We start from the raw sequence: 19,450 nt of genomic DNA on the forward strand, positions 1-19,450 counted from the left end.
GCGTGCGTCGGTTTTCCGCGGCGGCGGGCGGCTGCGCCGGGCTCGGCGGGCCCACTCCTGCGCGGTGTGCCTGTCGGGCCCCACCTCAGGGCCGGTATCATCCTCTAAAGGTAAAATCTGAGGTTTGCCCGACAGGGCCGTCCTCCCGACGAGCTGCCGTCCCGCCGGAGTGATCATGTCCCGCAAGCGCACCACGGACGACGGCGACGAGCTGCTGGCCAGGCTCGGTTCGCTGACCGCCCAGGCGCGTGAGCGCGCGGAGCAGCAACGCTCACGCGTCGAGCTGGCCCTCGCCCTCCAGCGCGGCATGCTGCCCCGGGACCTGCCCACCGGCCCCGGATTCCGGCTGGCCGTGCAGTACGCGCCCGCCTGCCACGGCCTCAACGTGGGCGGCGACTGGTACGACGCGTTCACCATGCCCGACGGGCGCGTCGGCCTGTCCATCGGCGACGTCCAGGGCCACAACATAGAGGCGACCGCCTTCATGGGTCAGGTCCGGGCCGGACTGCGGGCCCTCGCCTCCGTGACCGGCGAGCCGGGCGAGCTGCTCGCCCGGACCAACGACCTGCTGCTCTCCCTCGGCAGCGACCTCTTCGCCACCTGCACGTTCATGCGGCTCGATCCCGCCACCGGAGTGCTCGAGAGCGCCCGGGCCGGGCACATCCCGTGCGTGTGGGCCACCGCGGACGGCAAGTCCGGCGTCGCCGAGGACGAGGGCGGACCGCCGCTGGGGGTCCAGGAGGGTTCGGACTATCCCGTCACCCGCTACCGGCTCACCAAGGGCGGAGTGTTCGTCCTCCTCACGGACGGTGTGGTCGAAGGACCGACGCTGAGCGTCGAGGAGGGCCTCGACCAGGTCGTACGGCTCGCGGGCATAGCAGCCGTCGCGCAGATGGAGGCGGACGCGCTCGCCGCCGCGGTGATCAAGCGCGCCGAGCGGGTCGGACACGAGGACGACGCGGCGGTGCTGGTGGTGGGACACGACGGGCTGGGGGCGCCGGAAGTGCCCCGCGTTCAGCCGTAGGCCGGACGGCGGGCAGGCCTCAGCCGACGGAAGGGAGGCGGGGGCGCTCGCCTCGCCGACAGTGTGCCGCCGGTGTCTGATGGCTGCTGTGGTGGGTACCGAGGATCTGCGCCGGCCGGCCGGCTTCGTCGTGCTGACGTCGGCCGTCGCCCTCTGCTACTACGCGGCGGGGCGGCTGGGCCTCATGCGGGAGCTCGTCGTCGAGGGCGCGGTGTTCACTCCCATCTGGCCGCCCACCGGCGTGGCGGTGGCCTGTCTGCTGCTCTTCGGGCTCCGCTGCGCGCCGGGCATCGCCCTCGGCGCCCTGTTCGTCATCATGTCCCTGACCTCGCTGCGTCCCGTGGTGATCGGCAACCTGGTGGGCAACACCGCCGCCCCGGTCTGCGCGTACCTCCTGCTGCGCCGCGTGGGCTTCCGCAACGACCTGGCCCGATGGCGCGACGGCCTCGCACTGGTGTTCCTGGGGGCGCTCACCGCGATGCTGGTGAGCGCGACCGTGGGCGTCGGTCTGCTGCTGCTCACCGACCGCCTCGGCGCGCACAGCTTCTGGCCCGTCTGGCTCGCCTGGTGGGTCGGCGACGCGATGGGCGTGCTGCTCGTCACCCCCCTGCTGCTCGTGCTGTTCGCGGTGCGCCTGCCCCTGGACCTGTCGCGCTGGAAGGAGGCCACGGTGCTGGCCCTCTGCGCCTGCGCCCTGGTCCCGCCGGCCACGCGCAGTTCCGTCAGCCTCCTGTTCCTGGTCTACCCGCTGCTCATCTGGGCGGCGCTGCGCTTCCAGCTCGCCGGCAGCATGCTGTGCGCGCTGTTCACCTCGGTGCTGGCCACCATCGCCGCGACGGACGCCGTCGGGCCCTTCGAGCGACTCACCCGGATCGAGGTGATGATCAAGCTCCAGGCCTTCAACGGGACGATGGCCCTCACCGCCCTGCTGCTCTCCGCGCTGATCGCCGAGCAGCGCAACACCCGCCGTTCCGTGGAACGCGCCTGCCAGGAACTGGTCGAGGTTCTGGAACACCTCACCGCAGGCGAGGCCCCGCCCGGCCGCCCGCCGAAGGACCCCGAGGACTGACGCCGCCGCCCGGACCACCGCCGGGACCTGCGGGTCGCCGTCGATGTCAGTGGCTGCGCCTACGGTTCGATCAGTGGGACCCGCCGGAACGGCCGCGGGCCCGCCTGGGGAGGGGTGTGTCATGTCTAGCGGTTCCAGCACGCTGTCCACGACGTATCTGGAGCTGTCGCAGGACGACGGCGGTGCACACAAGTTCTACGAAGTCACCGTCGAGGGCACGGTGGTGACCGTGCGGTACGGGCGGATCGGCGCCACGGGGCAGGTGCAGACGACCGCGTTCCCCACCGTCGAGAAGGCGCGCGCCGCCGCCGCGAAGAAGGTCGGGGAGAAGGTCCGCAAGGGCTATGCGCCGGCCGTCGCCGGGCAGCGCGCCCCTCGTGCGGTCACGCGCCGTCAGGTGGCGTCGGCGCCGTCGACGGCGCGCGCGGTGGCGCCGGTGCTGTGGCGGTTCCGCACCGGATCCTCCGCGTTCGGCATCCATGTGGACGACGACCACTGCTGGGTCGGCAATCAGGCGGGCGACGTCTACACCCTGGACCACGACGGCGGCGTCCTCGCCCGCTTCACCCTGCCTGACGGCGTGAAGTGCCTGGTCGCCGACGACTTCTGGATCTACGCCGGCTGTGACGACGGCAAGGTGTACGACCTGTCCTCGAAGCTGCCGTTCGCGGCGTACGACATCACCGCCGACGTCGACATCTTCTGGCTGGACATCCACGAGGGCGTGCTGAACGTCTCCGACCGGGCCGGCCGGCTCACCGTCATCGACCACGAGGACGAGCACCAGTGGGCCCGTCGCAGCCAGGGCGAGCACGCGTGGATGGTCCGCGCCGACGACGGCGGCGTCTATCACGGCCACCACCGGGGCGTCACCGCCTACGCGCCCGACGGCGGCGGCGAACTCTGGCACACGCCCACCCGCGGCGGCGTCCTCTTCGGCTGGCAGGAGGACGACGCCGTGTACGCGGGCACCGCCCACCGGGTGGTCCAGCGGCTGTCGAAGGCGACGGGCGCGATCGAGGCCACGTACGGCTGCGACAGCGCCGTGTACTCGTGCGCCACCTCGCCCGGCGGCCGGTTCGTGTTCGCGGGTGACGCGTCGTCGTCCGTCTACTGCTTCGACCGGGACGGCACCCGCCTGTGGAAGCTCGGCACCGGCGGCGGCTCGGCCCTGTCGATGCAGTACCACGACGAACGGCTGTATCTGGTGACCACCGACGGCTCGCTGGTCTGCGTGGACGCGAGCGAGACGGCTGTCTCCGCGGCGCAGCAGGGCACGGTGCCGGTGGCGCGGGACGTGAAGCTCGCCGCGGTGCTGCCGACCTACGCCCCGGCCACCGCCATGAGCGCGGTGGCGACGGTCGCCCAGGCGCCCGCCGGCGCCGTCGTCGTCGAGTGCGTCCGGGAAGGCGGCCGGGTCCGGGTGCACGTGGTCTCCGAGGGCTACGACACGTCGTGGAACGTGCAGTTCCCGCGCGAGATACGCGAGCCCGGGGCGCGGTACGCGGTGGACGCCCTGCACTCGGCGGCCGGCGGCTTCTACCGGGTCCGCGGCGACATCCGACGACTGCTGTGAGCGGCGGAGGGGGCGCGTCCGCGACGCGGCTGCCGGTGGGGGCGACGGCACGTCGCCCCCAAGGAGGTCCGTTCGTCAGGTCGCGGTCCGGCCGGCGGCTAGGGCTTGCGGGCGAGGCCGCCGTGCTCGCCGATCACGGCCGGGGCCGGGGCGGCGGCCTCCGGACGCCACAGCGGGACCGGGACGACTCCGGGCTCCAGCAGTTCCAGACCGTCGAAGTACGCCGTGATCTCGTCGACCGTGCGCAGGTTGTACGGGACCGCGCCGCTCTCGTTGTAGGCGTCCTGGGCCTGCTCGAAGACCGGGTCCACGCCCCGCGAGCCGTCGTTGACGGACAGATAGCTCCCGGAGGGCAGGGCGGCCATCAGCCGGGTGACGACGGAACGGGCCTCGTCGTAGTCGGCGACATGCCCCAGGATGTTGCTGAGGATGAGCGCCGTGGGGCGGGTGAAGTCCAGCGTCTCGGCGGCGGCCGCCAGGATGCGCTCGGGGTCCAGCACGTTGGCGTCGACGTAGGCGGTCGCGCCCTGCGGGGTGGAGGTGAGCAGGGCGCGGGCGTGGGCGAGGACCAGCGGGTCGTTGTCGACGTAGACGATCCGCGTCTCGGGCGCGAGCCCCTGGGCGACCTCGTGGGTGTTCTCGGCGGTCGGCAGGCCGGTCCCCACGTCGAGGAACTGGCGGATGCCGGCCTCGGCGACGAGGAACGTGATGTTGCGGCGCAGGAAGGCACGGCTGCTGCGGGCGATGGTGACGATGCCGGGGAAGACGGCGGTGTACGCGTCGCCGGCCTGCTCGTCGACGGGGTAGTTGTCCTTCCCGCCCAGCCAGTAGTTCCAGATGCGGGCCGAGTGCGGCACCGTCGTGTCGATCTTCTGAGGGGCCGCCGGTCCGGGCGTGGTGACATGGTCGGTCATGAAGGGCGTCCGTCTTTCAGCCGTGGCATGAGCAGGTCGAGCACAACTTACGTCCCAACGGCCATGTTACGGACACCAGTTAACATTTTCGGTCGGATCCAGCGGCCTATCGGCACAATTGCCCGGTGTGGCGCCAAGGTGTCTCCAGGCGCGACGAACCGTCACCATGCGGTCTCCAGGCACTCCGCCAGCCGTGCGACGGCCGTCGGATCCGGCAGATTCCGCAGCGAGGCGACGACCTGACCGCTCGCGAACTCCCTCAGCGCCGGCGTCACCGTCGGGTCGATCGCGCACTCGGCCTGCACGTGGACGTAGTTCAGGGTGGTGGCGAAGAGCATCGAGAACGAGTCCAGGCCCTTGAGGACGGGCCGGCCGCCGGCTTCCCGGTACGCGCGCACCAGCCGCCGGGCGGACCCGGCGTGGAAGTCGTTCCCGCCGGACCACACGAACACGACCTGCGCGAGTTCGCGCCCCGCCGACGTCGGCCCGGCGTTGTCCCAGTCGAGGAGAACCGGCCCGTGCGGTCCCACCAGCACGTTCTGGGGCTGCACATCGAGATGCGACATCACCACGTCCGCACCGGCCGCCGGAACGCCGTCGGCGACGGACGCGGTGACATGGCGGGCGAGCTCCCCGGCCGACGAGGCGACGAACCGGCCCAGGGCGTCGCCCCACGGCACGCCGGCCCGCCGCACCCGCGCGTGCAGCCCCGCCCACTCGGCGGGCGAAGGGCACCGTTCGTACCAGGGACCAGGCGTCCCGGCCGTGTCCGCCCCCGCCCGGTGCAGGACGGCGAGCGTGCGGCCGCACCAGCTGAGGAGCTCCGGATCGGACGCGTCCGCACGGGCTCCCTCGACCCACTCGTACAGCTTCACGCAGGGCCCGTCGGGCGAGCCGCCGAGCCGTGTGAGGTAGGCGCCGGCCCGGTCGGGAAGGAGCCGCGGAGAGGCGATGCCCAGCCCCTCCGCGGCGTCGCGCAGCGCGGCCTCCCGCAGAACCTGCTCTTCGTCACCGTCGAAGAGCAGCTCCTTCACCGCCCATGCGGGCCCGCCCGACAGGCCGTTCGGCGCGTGCTTCCGCGTCAGCTTCCAGATCTGCCCGAGCGCGCCACGCGCGACCGGCGCCATGGCCCACTCACCGGAGCCCAGCGCGTACGCGTCCGCGACGGCGTCACCCGGGCCGTCCGTGTCGTGCATGTGTGACTCCCGTCGAGCAGTCGGTGCGCCGGTGCGCCGGTGTGCCGGTGTGACGGGCCGGTCAAGGCTTGATGCCGACGCCCGTCCAGAGGCTGACCGTGGCGTCCGTGGCCTCGACGGCGGCGTCCGGACGCCAGCGGTGGCCGACCGTGACGCCGGGGTCGAGGAGGTCGAGCCCGTCGAAGAATCGGGTGACGTCCTGCCGCGAGCGGAACCGCACCGGCGTGCCCGCGTTCGTGTAGATGTCGGTGACCTTCTGCCAGGTGGCCGGGTCGAAGTCGGGCGTGCAGTGGCTGAGGGCCAGCGCGCTGCCCGACGGCAGGGCGTCCAGCAGCCGTCCCACGATGCCGTACGGGTCCTGCGCGTCGGTGACGAAGTGCATGAGCGCGTTGAGGGACAGGGCAACCGGCCGGTCCAGGTCGAGCACCTCGGCCAGCGCGGGCGCTTCGAGCAGTGCGCCGGGGTCGTTCACGTCACCGTGGACGTAGGCCGTGCGGCCCTGGGGCGTGCTGCGCATCAGCCGCTCCGCGTACTTCAGGACGAGCGGGTCGTTGTCGGCGTAGACGACGCGCGCGTCGGGGACCACGGACTGGGCGACCTGGTGCAGGTTGGGCTCGGTGGGGATGCCGGTACCGATGTCCAGCCACTGGCGGATGCCGTGCTCACGCGCGAGGACCCGGGTGGCCCGGTGCATGAACGCGCGGTTCTCCCGGGCGCACACGAAGATGCCCGGGTAGACCGACGCCACGGTCTCCGCGGCCTGCTTGTCCACGTCGAAGTGGTCCTTGCCGCCGAGGTAGTAGTCGTACATCCGGGCGGAATGCGGCCTGCTGGTGTCGATGTCCCGCGGGGCGTTCGAGGTGGTCATCCTGTGCCTTTCGGTGGTGTGCGTGGGGGGTGTCCGGCGGATCACGCCGGTGGGCGGACGTCTTGCGCCGTCCGTGCCCGGGTCTCAGCCGGCCGCGAGATGGTCGGCGAGACCCCGTTTGACGCCCGCGACGAACGCGGCGATCTCCTCGGGGGTGTAGATCAGCGCGGGGCCGGCGGGATCGGTCGACTGCCGCATCGCCACACGTCCGTCGGCCAGTTGCTTCGTCTGTACGCACTGGCCGCCGTTGGGGCCGCTCCACGGCGACTCCCAGCCGTGCTCGCCGAGATCGGAGGCGGGCATCCCGTTGTAGACATGGTGGTGGGCACGCCCGTCCATGCCTTGTACACCGGTCATGAGTACTCCTTGCGCATCCGGTTCAGCAGCGCCCTGCTGGCGTTGTCCGAGGTCAGCAGGGACATGCGGTTGTGCGCCTCCAGATGGGCCGCGACATCGGAGCGCTGGTCCAGATAGACGGCGCCGGAGAGGATCTCGGTGTAGACGATGTCCGGCAGCTCCGGCTCCTCGAACCGGAAGTACGTGAACGGGGCGCACGCGCCGAAGTGGGCGCCCGCCGCGAACGGCACCACGTCCACGCTGACATGCTCCAGCTCCGACACCTCCAGCAGCCGCTCGATCTGCTCCCGCATCACCTCGGCGCCGCCTACCACCCGGTGCAGCACGGCCTCCTCCAGCACCACCCACAGCGTGGGCGCGTCGGCTCTCTCCAGCAGGCTCTGTCGGCGCAGCCGCAGGTCGACGCGGCGCCGCAGATCGTCGTCCCCGTCGTTCGGGAAACCACCGCTGAGGACGGCGCGGGCGTAACGCGCGCTCTGCAGCAGCCCGGTGACGTAGTGGGGCTCGTACGCGCGCAGGGTCCGGGCCGCGGTCTCCAGGCTGACGTAGGCGCTGAACCAGCTCGGCAGCACGTCGCGGTACGGGTGCCACCAGCCCGGCTCGTTGGCCCGCTCGGCGAGAGCGACGAACTCCTCGATCTCCTGCCGGCCGGCCCCGTACGTCTCCAGCAGGATCTCCACGTACAGCGGCCGCAGTCCGACCTCCGCCTTCTCCAGGCGGCGCACGGTCAGCGGCTTCACCCGCAGCGCCCTGGCCGCGTCCTCCAGCGAGACTCCCGCGCCCCGGCGCCGCTCCTGGAGGCGCCGGCCGAGGATCATGCGCAGCACGGTGGGCGCACTGGCGCCGCCCGCGCCCGAACGGCCTTCGCTCACGCCTACCTCCTGGAAGAAGACACCGCCACGAGTCCGGCGACGGCGTGCCGGAGCGGCCGGACGGATATCGGCTTGCTGAAATTATCAGGCAGTCAGTTGCAGCTTGAACTTCAGTGCGAGCATAGTTACTTGTGTGAACTGCGCCGACGAACTCGACCGTTCCCCCGTCAAACTCCGTCATCCTCACGCGAGTTGGACTGCTCGGGAGTTCGCCGACGCAGGGCCCGTCCGGAACACCCCCTCCTCCTGGGCCCCTTGCACACCTTCCCCGGCCTCTGGCCGCTCCCGCCCCCACGGAAGGCGACCACCGTGTCCCCCCACACGACCTCCCCTCAGTTCTTAGACACCTGGAGCCCGGACCGGACGCACTGGCTCGAACTCCCCGCGCACCGCTCCAGCGTGTCGATCGCCCGCCGCTCCATGACCATGTGGCTGACCGCCTGGCGCATGCCGGGCGAGTTGTGCGCGGACGCCGTCCTGCTCGTCTCGGAACTGGCCACCAACGCCGTACGGCACACCCTCGGCACCCGGTTCCTGTGCGGGGTCGGCCTCGTCACCGAGGGATGCCTGCGTCTGGAGGTGCACGACCACGACCGCACGGGCCGCGGCCTGCCGCGCTGCGAACCCGGCCCCGACGACGAGGGCGGCCGCGGGCTGCTCCTCGTCGAGCAGCTCTCCCAGGCCTGGGGAGTGGACCGGTCCAGACTCACCGGCGGCAACGCGGTGTGGGCGACCCTGGCGAGCTGAGCGCAGCCCCGGGGGGTCCGCCGCGCATTCGAGCCCTCCGAAGGACGTCCCGCAGGCGGCGCCCGAGGGCGTTGTCAGTGGTGGCGGGCAGGATGACAGGCATGACAACACGTGGTGCAGTGATCGGGGACGCCGCCGCCTACGCGCAGGCGGTCGAGGACGCGGTGAAGGCGTCGGCGGCGTACTACGCGGCCGGCACGTCGGGGCTGGACGACGACGACTACGACCGGCTGGTGCGGTCCATCGCGGCCTGGGAGGCCGAGCACCCGGAGCAGACCCTGGCCGACTCCCCGACGGGGAAGGTCGCCGGCGGGGCCGTGGTGGGCGACGTGCCGCACACCACGGCGATGCTGAGCCTGGACAACGTGTTCTCGCCCGAGGAGTTCACGGCGTGGACCGTCTCGCTGACAAGACGCATCGGCCGCGAGGTCACCCGGTACAGCGTGGAGCCGAAGCTCGACGGCCTGGCGATCGCGGCCCGCTACCGGCAGGGCCGGCTGACACAGCTCGTCACCCGCGGCGACGGGACGGCCGGGGAGGACGTCTCGCACGCGATCGGCACCGTGGAGGGTCTGCCGGCCGAACTGGCACAGCCCGTCACTGTGGAGGTGCGCGGCGAAGTCCTCATGACGAACGCCCAGTTCGAGCACGCCAACGAGGTGCGCACCGCACACGGCGGAGCACCGTTCGCCAACCCCCGCAACGCCGCCGCGGGCACCCTGCGCGCCCGGGAACGCGCCTACACCGTGCCGATGACGTTCTTCGCCTATGGCCTGCTGCCTCTCCCCGACACCGACCCGGCACTCGCCGAGCAGCTGAGCAGGAGCGCCCACAGCGACCTCATGACCGAGGCCGCCGCGCTCGGCGTGCACACCACGGCCGCCACCGCCGTGCCCGGCATCACCGCGGCCACCGTCGAGGAGGTCCTGGCCCGGGTGGCGGAGACGGCGGCTCTGCGCGCGGCGTTGCCGTTCGGGATCGACGGGATCGTCGTCAAGGCCGACCTGGCCGCCGACCAGACGGCAGCCGGATCCGGGTCCCGCGCCCCGCGCTGGGCGATCGCGTTCAAGCTGCGTGCCGTGGAGAAGATCACCCGGCTGCTGGCGGTGGAGTGGAACGTGGGCCGCACCGGAGTCATCGCCCCGCGCGCCGTCCTGGAGCCGGTCGAGATCGAGGGCTCCACCATCACCTACGCCACCCTCCACAACCCGGCCGACATCACCCGCCGCGACCTGCGCCTCGGCGACCGGGTCATGGTCCACCGAGCCGGTGACGTCATCCCGCGCATCGAGGCCCCGGTCGCCCATCTGCGCACCGGCGAGGAACAGCCCATCGTCTTCCCCGAGTCCTGTCCGCGGTGCGGGTCGGGCATCGACACCAGCGAGCAGCGCTGGCGCTGCGAGAACGGCCGCGACTGCCATCTCGTCGCCTCCCTGTCCTACGCCGCCGGGCGCGACCAGCTCGACATCGAGGGCCTCGGCCAAACCCGCGTCGTCCAGCTCGTCGACGCCCGACTGGTCGGGGACCTCGCCGACCTGTTCACCCTGACCCGAGACCAACTGCTGGGCCTGGAGCGGATGGGGGAGACCAGCACGGACAACCTGCTGGCAGCGCTCGCCGCCGCCCGGTCGCAGCCGCTGTCGAGGGTGCTGTGCGCGCTCGGCGTCCGCGGCACCGGCCGTTCGATGTCGCGGCGCATCGCCCGGCACTTCGCCACCATGGACCACCTCAGGGCCGCCGACGCCGAGGCGATCCGGCAGGTCGAGGGCATCGGCGCCGAGAAGGCCCCGTCGATCGTCGCCGAACTCGCCGAACTGGCCCCGCTCATCGACAGACTCGCCGCGGCCGGGGTCAACATGACCGAGCCGGGCGCCACCCCGCCCCTGCCCCGGACAGCCGCGGCAGCGGACGGGGACGGGGACTACGGCGCGGAGGGCGCGAGGGGCACGGACGGAGCGGAAGGCGCCGGTGCGGCGGGCGGGCCGCTGGCCGGGATGACCGTGGTCGTCACCGGCGCGATGACCGGAGCGCTGGAGAAGCTGAGCCGCAATCAGATGAACGAGCTCATCGAACGGGCCGGCGGCCGCTCCTCCTCCAGCGTCTCCGGGAAGACCTCGCTCGTGGTGGCCGGGGAGGGCGCCGGATCCAAGCGCGCCAAGGCCGAGACCCTCGGCGTCCGCCTTGCCGCGCCCGACGAGTTCGCCGTCCTGGTCGCCGACTTCCTCGCCCCGGCCACCGGAGCCCGGCCGCCGGCGTGACCCTCACCGCGGCGGCCGACCGCCGCTCCCGGACCGGCGATCAGCACCCGGTCCGGGCGGCGATCAGCAGCCGATCCGGCCGGTGATCCGCACCACTCGGCCTCGGAGAGCGACGTCACGCCAGGTGGTGCGGTATTGGCCGGGCGCGCGACACGCGGTACCGTCGCTCTGATATCGACGACGTCAGCACGGAAGCCGGTGGAAATCCGGCACGGTCGCGCCACTGTGAACGGTGCGCCCCTCACCGAGGGGCACATCGAGAGTCAGACCCGGAGCCGTCGTCCTGTGCACCACCGAGATGGGACGCGAACTCCCAGAGGAGGCCCTGCCATGGCGCAGCATGTCGCCCAGCCGACCCCCACCACCCCTGTGGTCCCCGCAAAGCTGCCGCTGAAGGACATCGCCCCCTGGGCGGTCTTCTTCGGCGTCCTGATGCTGGTCCTGCTGTACTTCGTCGGCGCCGAACAGGGCGCCACCTCCGTCGTCTCCGGCGAGGGAGTCCACGAGTGGGTGCACGACGCACGCCACCTTCTCGGCTTCCCGTGCCACTGACGAGGGACGCCGCACACTCGATGAACTCCGCAACGGTAAGAAACCTGCTCGTCCGCGGCATGCTCGCCGGCCTCGCGGCCGGCGTGCTCGCCCTGGTCGTCGCCTACTTCCTCGGTGAGCCGAACGTCGACAGCGCGATCGGCTTCGAGGAGTCCCACGCGCCCGCGCACGAGCACGAGGTCGAACTCGTCTCCCGCGGCCTCCAGTCCACCGCGGGCCTCGCCACCGGCGTCCTGGTGTACGGGGTCGCCCTGGGCGGCATCGCCGCCCTCGCCTACTGCTTCGCGCTCGGCCGCGTCGGCCGCTTCACCCCCCGGGCCACGGCGCTCCTGCTCTCGGGAGCGGCGCTGCTCACCGTGTACGTCGTCCCGTTCCTCAAGTACCCGGCCAATCCGCCCGCCGTCGGTGACCACGACACCATCGCCAAGCGGACCACCCTGTTCTTCCTGATGATGGTGCTCGGCGTGCTCCTCGCGGTCGCCGCCGTGATCGCGGGCAAACGCCTCGCGCCGGGACTGGGCGCCTGGTACGCCACGGTCGTCGCCGTTGTCGGCTTCACCGCCGCCATCGGTCTGGCCTACGCGTTCCTGCCCGCCGTCAACGAGGTGCCGGCGGACTTCCCGGCGGCCCTGCTGTGGCGGTTCCGGCTCTCCTCGCTCGCCCTGCAGATCACGATGTGGGCAGGCTTCGGCCTGGCCTTCGGGGAACTGGCCGAACGGCTGCTGAACCCGAAGCCCGCCGCGATCCCGACGGGAACGACGGTGACCACCTCGCGGTGAGCCGCGGACTCCGTCCCGGCGCCCGACGACGATCGGGCGGACGCGGCCTCAGGCCGTCTCCGCCCGGTCCAGCGGGAGTCCCAGCCGCAGGTTCCAGCGGCCGCCGCGCCCGCCGACGGAGGTGGCCGTCAGCGGCGGGACGTCCAGCCGCCAGAAGGCCGCCGCGGGCGCTCCCAGCACATGCACCACCGCGGCCCGTACGACCTCCGGCTCGACGACGGCCAGGGTGCGTCCCGCGCCGTCCGGGATCTCCTCCAGCCAGCGGGCCACCCGTTCGCACAGATCCCGCACGGACTCGCCGCCGTGCGGCGCCGACGCGGGATCGGTGAGCCAGCGGGCCACCGCCTCCGGCTCGGCGGCGCCGACCTCGGCGAGCGTCAGACCCCGCCACCGGCCCACCTGAAGCCCCGCCAACTCCGCCGTCTCCAGCGCGTCGAGACCGAGCGCCTGCGCCGTCCCACCGCAGCGCACGCCCGGCGAGACGAGGACCCGAGCGGCTGCGGGCAGGGTCCCGGCCGCGGCGCGGGCGAGCGCCTCCCCGGCGGCGTCGATCGGGGCCCCGTCGTCGAAACGGGCCTGCCGCAGCGACGAACTCGTCGCGGGCGAGACGAGAACGACCCGGATGGTCATGTGGCGGCTCCTCGTGGTCCGGTCATGAACGTACCCGGGCTTCCGACGCGAGCGCGGAGGGCACGGCAGTACGGAAGGCGCACGGACGGAGGGCGGACGGACTGAGGGCGCGGCCGCGCGGAGAACGGCGTTCCGTGCTGCGCCGGGCTGCGCAGGACCGCGCCGGGCCGCCGCTGAACGGTCAGCCCGCCGGCCGTCGCTCGCCGCCCGGCCGTCCCTCGGTCAGCTGCTCTCCGATCAGCTGCTCTCCGTCCCTTGCCCCACGTTCGTCCGCGCCACGTTCCTCCGCTCCCCGTTCCGCTCGGCGGGCAGGGTGCCCAGGAAGCGTATGTGCGGGCGGCCGTCGGGGCCGTCGCGGGTGAGGCTGGCCCGCACCCCGTAGACGTCGGCGATCAGCGCCTCGGTGAGCACCTCCTGCGGCGTGCCGTCGGCCACCGCCCGGCCCTGCTTGAGGACGACCACCCGGTCGCAGTACATCGCGGCCAGGTTCAGATCGTGCAGTGCGACGACGCTGGTCAGCCCGAGCTCCGTGATCAGGTCCAGCAGCGCGAGCTGGTGCTGGATGTCGAGGTGGTTGGTGGGCTCGTCCAGCAGCAGCTCCCGCGGTTGCTGGGCGAGTGCGCGGGCGACCTGGACACGCTGACGCTCCCCGCCGGAGAGGGTGTGCCACAGCCGGCCGGCCTGGTCGCCGAGACCGGTCCGCTCCAGCGCGGCACGCACCGCCGCCTCGTCCTCGGCCGACGCCGCGCCCCAGGCCCGGCGGTGCGGGACACGGCCGAGACGTACGACGTCCAGAACGCTCAACGCGACCTGGGAGTCGGCCTGTTGCTCCACGACGGCGACCCGCCGGGCGAGCGCCCGCCGCCCGACCCGCTTCAGCGGACGGCCGTCGAGGGTGACGACGCCCGAGGCGGGGGCGAGGACGCCGGCGAGCAGACGCAGCAGCGTGGACTTGCCGGAACCGTTGGGACCGAGCAGACCGGTGACGGTCCCCGGGCGCGGCGCGAGGTCGACCCCGTCCAGGATCAGCGAGCCGCCCGCCGCGTAGGCGAGCCGGTCGCCGCGCAAGCCGTTGTCCTTGGCGGGCCCGGTCATCGCGCGCTCCTGGTCCGGTACAGCACGAGAACGAACGCCGGGACGCCGATCAGCGAGGTCACCACGCCCACCGGCACCTCCTGCGGGTCCAGCACGGTGCGGGCGAGGGTGTCCACCCACACCAGGAACACCGCCCCCGCCAGAGCGGTGGCCGGCAGCAGCCGGGTGTGTCCTGGACCGGTCAGAGCGCGGGCCGCGTGCGGAAGCACCAGGCCGACGAAGCCGATCGCCCCCGCGGAACTGACCAGAGTGGCCGTCAGCAGGGCGGTGGCGCAGAGCAGGACCAGCCGGGTGCGGGCCACGTGCACGCCCAGCGACGCGGCCGCGTCCTGCCCGAACGCGAAGGCGTCCAGCGTCGTCGCGTACCCCGTGCACACCAGCAGCACCGCGACCAGCACCGCCAGACCCACGCCCACGTCCGCCCAGTCGGCTCCGCTGAGCGAGCCGAGCAGCCAGAACAGGACCCCGCGAGTGGTCTCCGCGTCGGCGGCAGTCATGACGACGAACGAGGTGAGCGCCGAGAACAACTGCATCGCCGCCACCCCGGCGAGCACCACGCGGTCCGTGGCGCCGCCCAGCGTGTGACTGAGCAGCAGTACCAGTGCGAAGGAGACCGCCGCGCCCAGGAACGCGCCCCCGGACACCGACAGGGCGCCGCCGCCCGCCCCGAGCACGACCACCACGACCGCGCCCGTCGAGGCGCCGGAGGAGATCCCGAGGACGAACGGGTCGGCGAGCGGGTTGCGCAGCAGGGACTGCATCACCGCGCCGCACACGGCGAGGCCCGCGCCGCACACCGCCGCCAGCAGGGTGCGCGGCAGCCGCAGATTCCACACGATGCCGTCCCTCAGCGGCGTCAACCCGGCCTCGCCGAAGCCGAGATGGGAGGCCACTGTCGACCACACGTCCCCGACGGCGATGTCCGCCGGGCCGATGGTGATCGCCATGGCGACGGACGCGCACAGCAGCACGAGGCCGGCCGCCCACAGCGGCCCGTGGCGCACCCTGTGGCGCGGCTCCCGTGCCGCCACCGCGGGCGCGGCGGCGGCCGCCGGGTCGGCGACAGTCATCCCGCGAGGCCGTACGCGCGCAGTGCCGCGGCCACCTTCTCCACGCCCTCGACCGTGCGCACGGTCGGGTTCATCGCCTGCCCGGACAGCAGCACGTACCGCTTCTTCCGCACGGCGGTCATGTTCCTGGTGACCGGATCGGACTCCAGGAACGCGATCTTCCTGGCCGCGGTCTCGGCCGTCTGCTGCTTACGGGTCAGATCGCCGATGACGAGGACGTCCGGGTCGCGGTCGGCGACCGTCTCCCAGTTGACCTGCGGCCACTCCTCCTCGGTGTCGTCGAAGACGTTCTTCGCACCGACTTCGCGGGTGATGACGCCGGGGGCGCCGCAGCAGCCGGCCAGGTAGGGGGACTGGGAGTTGGCGAACCAGTAGAGGAGGGTGACGTCCTTTGCGTCGAGTCCCGAAGCGGCCCTGCTCACCCGGGACTTCAGGTCGGCCACCAGGATCTCCCCCCGCTTCTCGACACCGAAGACCCGGGCCAGGTCGCGTACTTCGCCGTACACCGCGTCCATGGTGAGCGGCTCGGTGCGGACGCCGTCGCCGTCGCCGCTGTTGTCCTTGCCGGCGCAGTCGGCGGGGGAGAGATAGGCCGGCACCCCGAGCTTCTCGAACTGCTCGCGGGTGGCCACCCCGCCCTTGCCGAGCGTGGAGGCGAACGAGGCGGCCACGAAGTCGGGTTCGACGTCCAGGACCTTCTCGAAGGAGGGTGCGTTGTCGGCCAGCCGCGGCACCCGGGCGTTTGCCTTCTCCAGGCTCTCGGGCAGCGGTTCGGTCCAGGTGGCGGTGCCCGCCATCCGGTCGCCGAGCCCGAGGGAGAGCATGATCTCCGTCGTACCCTGGTTGAGGGAGACCGCCCGCCGCGGGGGCGTGTCGATCCGGACCCGCTGTCCGCAGTTGTCGAGCGTGACCGGATGGCCGGCCGCCTGCCCCCCGGCGGGACCGTCGGTGGCGGCCGAGGAGGCGGGGGAGGTGGCGGATCCGCCGCAGCCGGTCGACAGGAGGGCGCCTGCCAGGAACAGGACGGCAGAGCGGACGGGACGTGCGAACGGCACGGAGTTTCCTTCGTCGTCGAGGGCTCAAGCGCGAAGCCCGGTCGTACGGTGCGCTCCTCCGGCCGGTCTGCGGCACCGGAGGCCGCCAGCAGGTCTTCGGACTCGGGGTCACCCGGGCGAGGCGCCTTCCCGGAGCGCGCGCGTGCGCGCCCCAGTGGCCGAAAGCCCCGCCCGTCGCCCTTACCGCTGCGCGTCAGCTCCGGAGTCTCACCGGATTCCCTGACCCCTGCGCGCCCGGGGGCGCGCACGAGTACGACTGGCTTCGGCAAGCTACCACAGGCGTCGAGGGTCCTGACGGGGGTGACCTTCGACACATCGGAGGTCTCCGGGCCACTACGTGCTTTCATCGTGCACCTGTTGCTCAGCACGCACTGTTCCCGCAGGGAAAGCACGTGTCACCCGACCTTTGACATGGCGTCATATCGGCGTGAAAGGGCCGGAGTGCGGCCGGGTACTTACTTTCAGGTGCGTGGACCGGCATGCAATGACCCGCTCCCGAACCGCCGTTCGAGCGCCTAGTCTGTCGTCCGGACCCCCACCGGGCCTTCCCCCGCAGCGTGGGCGGGATCTTTGCCCGTCCCCACCGAGAACAGGCGGCCGAGGGCATGCAGTCACTGCGCCCAGAAGACCCCGAGCAGCTCGGGCCGTACCGGCTCGTGGCCCGGCTCGGCGCAGGCGGCATGGGCCGGGTCTATCTGGCACGGTCGTCGGCCGGCCGTGTCGTCGCGGTCAAGGTGATCCGTCCCGAGATGGCGGACGACAACAACTTCCGTATCCGCTTCCGGCGGGAGGTGGCGGCCGCGGCCGCAGTCGGCGGTGCCTACACGGCACACGTCGTCGACGCCGCACCGGACGACGAGACGCCCTGGCTCGCCACCGACCACGTACCCGGCCCCACCCTGGCCGAGGCGGTCGCCGCGCACGGGCCGCTGCCGGCGGAGACGGTCCTCGCACTGGGCGCGGGCATCGCCGAGGCGCTGATGGCGGTGCACGCCGAAGGGCTCGTGCACCGTGACCTCAAACCGTCCAACGTGCTGCTCGCGGCGGACGGCCCGCGGGTCATCGACTTCGGCATCGTGCGCGCCCGTGACGGCTATGAACTCACCGGTTCCGGCACCCTGTTCGGCTCCCTCGACTACATGTGCCCGGAGCAGGCAACCGGAGATCCGATGGGCCCCGAGGGCGACGTCTTCTGCCTCGGCTCGGTGCTCGCGTTCGCCGCGTCCGGACGCTCGCCGTTCGGCGGGGCGGTGGGCGCGGCGCTGCTCTACCAGGTGGCCCACGGGGCGCCCGACCTGAGTCTGGTGCCCGAACCGCTGGACAAGATCATCGGTCTGTGTCACGCCAAGGACCCCGTCCTGAGGATCCACCCCGACCGGCTCTCCGCGGCCTGCGCACCCGGCGGCGCCGAACAGGTGCTGACGGAGGGCTGGCTGCCGGCGCCCGTGGCCGCCATGGTCGACGCCCACCGGGCCGCCGTGCGGGACCTGGACCGCCTCGCCCCGCCGGCCGCGGATCCGCGGCCCGGGGCTGCCTTCGCGCCGCCCGCGCCGCCCGAGGGGCCCGTCGCCGAGCGGTCTGAGCTCACCGGCCAGTCGGCATACGGCGCCCCCGAAAGCGGCAGCAGCGACGGGAACAGCTACGGAAACGGCAACAGCTGCGGAAACGGGAACAGATACGGAAGCGGATACGGAAGCGGAGCCAGAAACGGCATCACCAGCAGAAACGAAGACCGAAACGGCTACGCAAACCGCAGCGGAAACCAGGGCGTCGCAAGCCGCGGTGAGGGCGCCACAGCCGTCGGCGGCGCGGAGCCCCCCACGGCACTGGCGCGAGCCGAGTCGTTCGTCTCACCGGACGTGCCGGCCCAGGTGCGGAGGCAGCCCCAGGCGCAGGCGCTCACGCGGGCCGAGTCCCGGGCAGAAACCCGAGCCCGATCCGAAACGGGCTACGAAACGGGCTACGAAACCCGATCCGAAACCGGCTACGAAAACCGGTCCGCAGCCCAGCCCGACGCCCGGTCCGCAGCCCAGGCCGAGACACGAGGACAGGCCGCGGAACCGGCCAAGGGGCGTTCGCAGAGGCCGGGTTCGACGCCGTTGCCGCAATCGGCGTCGAAACGTTCCGCCGCACCCGCACCCGCACCCGCACCCGCACCGTCGCCCGCGCACCACCGGGCTCCCGCACGCACCGGAGTCGCCCGGCGCGCGGTCCTGGGGGCCACCGCCGGCGCGGCGCTCGTCGCGGGAGCGACACTCGCCGTCCGCGGAACGCCGGGCGCAGAACCGGGTACGGAAGCCGCGCGTCCGCTCGGCCGGGCACCGGAGCCGACCTGGGTCTACCGGGGCGGACCGCTGTTGCAGGCCCCGGCCGTCTTCCACGACGGCGCAGCCCTGGTGAAGACCCGCCCGGGGGACATGATCGGCCTCGACGTGAAGAACGGTTCGCGGCCCCGGTGGGTGTATCAGGGCATCAGCCTCTCGCCCGGCCCCGTCCTGCTGATCAACGGCGCGGCGGTCGCGCTGGGCACGGGCGCGACGGTGATCGGCGTGGACCCGGTCGGCGGCGCGGAGCAGTTCACCCTCGACTTCGGCGAGGACTACCGGTTCGACCAGTTGCTCGGCGGCTACGACGATCACACCGTCTCGGTGCTCGGCGCCAAGCTGCAGCGCCGGCCGGGGGAGCAAGGGGTGGCGACCTCCACCGACTCCGTCTTCGGCGTCGACATCGAGGCGCGTCAGGCCGTCGTCATACCGATCGATCCGCAGGACGTCGGCATCGCCCTGCAGCCAGTCCTCACCGGCGAGTACTTCGTCTACGCCGACGGACTGCGCAACGTGGCCGTCCGCGGCACCCGTGACGGCGGCGCGCTGCGCTGGCGGCACCCGGTGGGCTACGACCTCAGGCCGGGCCTGGCCGTGCTCGGGCAGACCGTCTTCGCGGTCGGTTCCGAGGTCATCGCCCTCGAGCTGAGCACCGGCAGGCTCCGGTGGAACACGAAGGCGGAACGGGGCATGTACGCCTCCCTCGGAGCCGTCGGCAACACCGTCTACGTCACCGGCACCGACCCCACCGGCGTGTACGCCTTCGACGCGGCGAACGGCTCCCGGCGCTGGTTCTGCGAGACTCCCCGCCTCGACGTGGACAGTCCCGTCGTGGTGGGCGGGCGCGCCGTGTACGTGACGGCCTTCGAGAGCAAGGACGGCTTCTACGCGATCGACATCGCCTCGGGCCGTCTGCTGTGGAACTTCACCGACGGCCGCGAGACCGGCGTCAACCGGTGGCAGGTCGCCTGCGACGCCGCCGGACATCTGGTGGCCCACCACTTCGACCGGGTCTACGGGCTGTCCGTCACCTGAGGGCGACGCGTTCGAGGCGGGCGGAGCGC

General features: G+C 72.5%; 17 protein-coding genes and 1 riboswitch. Of the genes, 8 read left to right on the forward strand and 9 right to left on the reverse strand.

The genetic code is table 11. From position 1 onward, the window contains the following. The first annotated feature begins 175 nt into the window (after window positions 1-175). The 3 genes from QA802_RS38960 (at window position 176) to QA802_RS38970 (ending at window position 3,669) form a co-directional block, all read left to right on the forward strand. Entirely contained in the window at window positions 176-1,024 is an 849-nt protein-coding gene (locus QA802_RS38960; protein WP_334533180.1) for a PP2C family protein-serine/threonine phosphatase, read from the forward strand. Between the two features lie 88 nt (window positions 1,025-1,112). Then, complete coding sequence (locus QA802_RS38965) at window positions 1,113-2,093, forward strand: MASE1 domain-containing protein (RefSeq protein WP_334533183.1); 981 nt, start codon at window positions 1,113-1,115, stop codon at window positions 2,091-2,093. A gap of 121 nt (window positions 2,094-2,214) precedes the next feature. Beyond that, window positions 2,215-3,669, forward strand: coding sequence for a WGR domain-containing protein (locus QA802_RS38970; RefSeq protein WP_334533186.1), 1,455 nt, complete (start codon window positions 2,215-2,217; stop codon window positions 3,667-3,669). A gap of 98 nt (window positions 3,670-3,767) precedes the next feature. Here the strand turns inward: QA802_RS38970 and QA802_RS38975 are convergent, their stop codons facing one another. The 5 genes from QA802_RS38975 to QA802_RS38995 form a co-directional block, all read right to left on the reverse strand. Continuing rightward, window positions 3,768-4,583, reverse strand: a complete 816-nt coding sequence (locus QA802_RS38975) for an SAM-dependent methyltransferase (protein WP_334533189.1) — start codon at window positions 4,581-4,583, stop codon at window positions 3,768-3,770. A 161-nt stretch (window positions 4,584-4,744) separates the two neighbouring features. Further along, window positions 4,745-5,779: a phosphotransferase enzyme family protein gene (locus QA802_RS38980; protein WP_334533192.1), complete on the reverse strand. Its 1,035-nt coding sequence runs from the start codon at window positions 5,777-5,779 to the stop codon at window positions 4,745-4,747. Window positions 5,780-5,840: 61 nt separating this feature from the next. Then, entirely contained in the window at window positions 5,841-6,647 is an 807-nt protein-coding gene (locus tag QA802_RS38985) for an SAM-dependent methyltransferase (RefSeq protein WP_334533195.1), read from the reverse strand. Between the two features lie 84 nt (window positions 6,648-6,731). Then, window positions 6,732-7,004: a DUF397 domain-containing protein gene (locus QA802_RS38990; RefSeq protein ID WP_334533198.1), complete on the reverse strand. Its 273-nt coding sequence runs from the start codon at window positions 7,002-7,004 to the stop codon at window positions 6,732-6,734. Then, the gene (locus tag QA802_RS38995) at window positions 7,001-7,876 is read right to left on the reverse strand and encodes a Sco1979 family transcriptional regulator (RefSeq protein WP_334533201.1); all 876 of its coding nucleotides are present in this window, start codon (window positions 7,874-7,876) and stop codon (window positions 7,001-7,003) included. Before QA802_RS38995 ends, QA802_RS38990 begins: the two co-directional genes overlap by 4 nt. Window positions 7,877-8,185: 309 nt before the next feature. On the opposite strand from QA802_RS38995, the gene QA802_RS39000 reads away from it, so the two are divergent. The 4 genes from QA802_RS39000 to QA802_RS39015 all read left to right on the forward strand — a co-directional run bounded on the left by QA802_RS39000 (window position 8,186) and on the right by QA802_RS39015 (window position 12,212). Continuing rightward, the gene (locus tag QA802_RS39000) at window positions 8,186-8,623 is read left to right on the forward strand and encodes an ATP-binding protein (RefSeq protein ID WP_334533204.1); all 438 of its coding nucleotides are present in this window, start codon (window positions 8,186-8,188) and stop codon (window positions 8,621-8,623) included. Between the two features lie 92 nt (window positions 8,624-8,715). After that, the gene (gene ligA / locus QA802_RS39005; RefSeq protein WP_334533207.1) at window positions 8,716-10,881 is read left to right on the forward strand and encodes an NAD-dependent DNA ligase LigA; all 2,166 of its coding nucleotides are present in this window, start codon (window positions 8,716-8,718) and stop codon (window positions 10,879-10,881) included. Between the two features lie 330 nt (window positions 10,882-11,211). Continuing rightward, window positions 11,212-11,433 carry a CbtB domain-containing protein gene (locus tag QA802_RS39010; protein ID WP_057576756.1) on the forward strand — a complete coding sequence of 74 codons (222 nt, stop codon included), beginning with the start codon at window positions 11,212-11,214 and terminating at the stop codon, window positions 11,431-11,433. A 20-nt stretch (window positions 11,434-11,453) separates the two neighbouring features. Continuing rightward, the gene (locus tag QA802_RS39015; RefSeq protein WP_334533210.1) at window positions 11,454-12,212 is read left to right on the forward strand and encodes a CbtA family protein; all 759 of its coding nucleotides are present in this window, start codon (window positions 11,454-11,456) and stop codon (window positions 12,210-12,212) included. A 48-nt stretch (window positions 12,213-12,260) separates the two neighbouring features. Here the strand turns inward: QA802_RS39015 and QA802_RS39020 are convergent, their stop codons facing one another. The 4 genes from QA802_RS39020 to QA802_RS39035 form a co-directional block, all read right to left on the reverse strand. Next, a complete protein-coding gene (locus QA802_RS39020) occupies window positions 12,261-12,842 on the reverse strand; it encodes a histidine phosphatase family protein (protein ID WP_334533213.1) in 582 nt (193 codons plus the stop codon). Window positions 12,843-13,079: 237 nt separating this feature from the next. Continuing rightward, window positions 13,080-13,937, reverse strand: a complete 858-nt coding sequence (locus QA802_RS39025; protein ID WP_334533216.1) for an ABC transporter ATP-binding protein — start codon at window positions 13,935-13,937, stop codon at window positions 13,080-13,082. Then, on the reverse strand, window positions 13,934-15,007 hold the full coding sequence (locus QA802_RS39030; protein ID WP_334533219.1) for a FecCD family ABC transporter permease: 1,074 nt from the start codon (window positions 15,005-15,007) through the stop codon (window positions 13,934-13,936). Before QA802_RS39030 ends, QA802_RS39025 begins: the two co-directional genes overlap by 4 nt. Further along, window positions 15,004-16,062, reverse strand: coding sequence for an ABC transporter substrate-binding protein (locus QA802_RS39035; protein ID WP_334533222.1), 1,059 nt, complete (start codon window positions 16,060-16,062; stop codon window positions 15,004-15,006). Before QA802_RS39035 ends, QA802_RS39030 begins: the two co-directional genes overlap by 4 nt. A 90-nt stretch (window positions 16,063-16,152) precedes the next feature. Beyond that, window positions 16,153-16,283, reverse strand: a riboswitch (cobalamin riboswitch). A 384-nt stretch (window positions 16,284-16,667) separates the two neighbouring features. On the opposite strand from QA802_RS39035, the gene QA802_RS39040 reads away from it, so the two are divergent. After that, entirely contained in the window at window positions 16,668-19,421 is a 2,754-nt protein-coding gene (locus QA802_RS39040) for a protein kinase domain-containing protein (RefSeq protein WP_334533225.1), read from the forward strand. Window positions 19,422-19,450: the final 29 nt, after the last annotated feature.

It is taken from the genome of Streptomyces sp. B21-105, assembly GCF_036898465.1.
Taxonomy (GTDB): domain Bacteria; phylum Actinomycetota; class Actinomycetes; order Streptomycetales; family Streptomycetaceae; genus Streptomyces.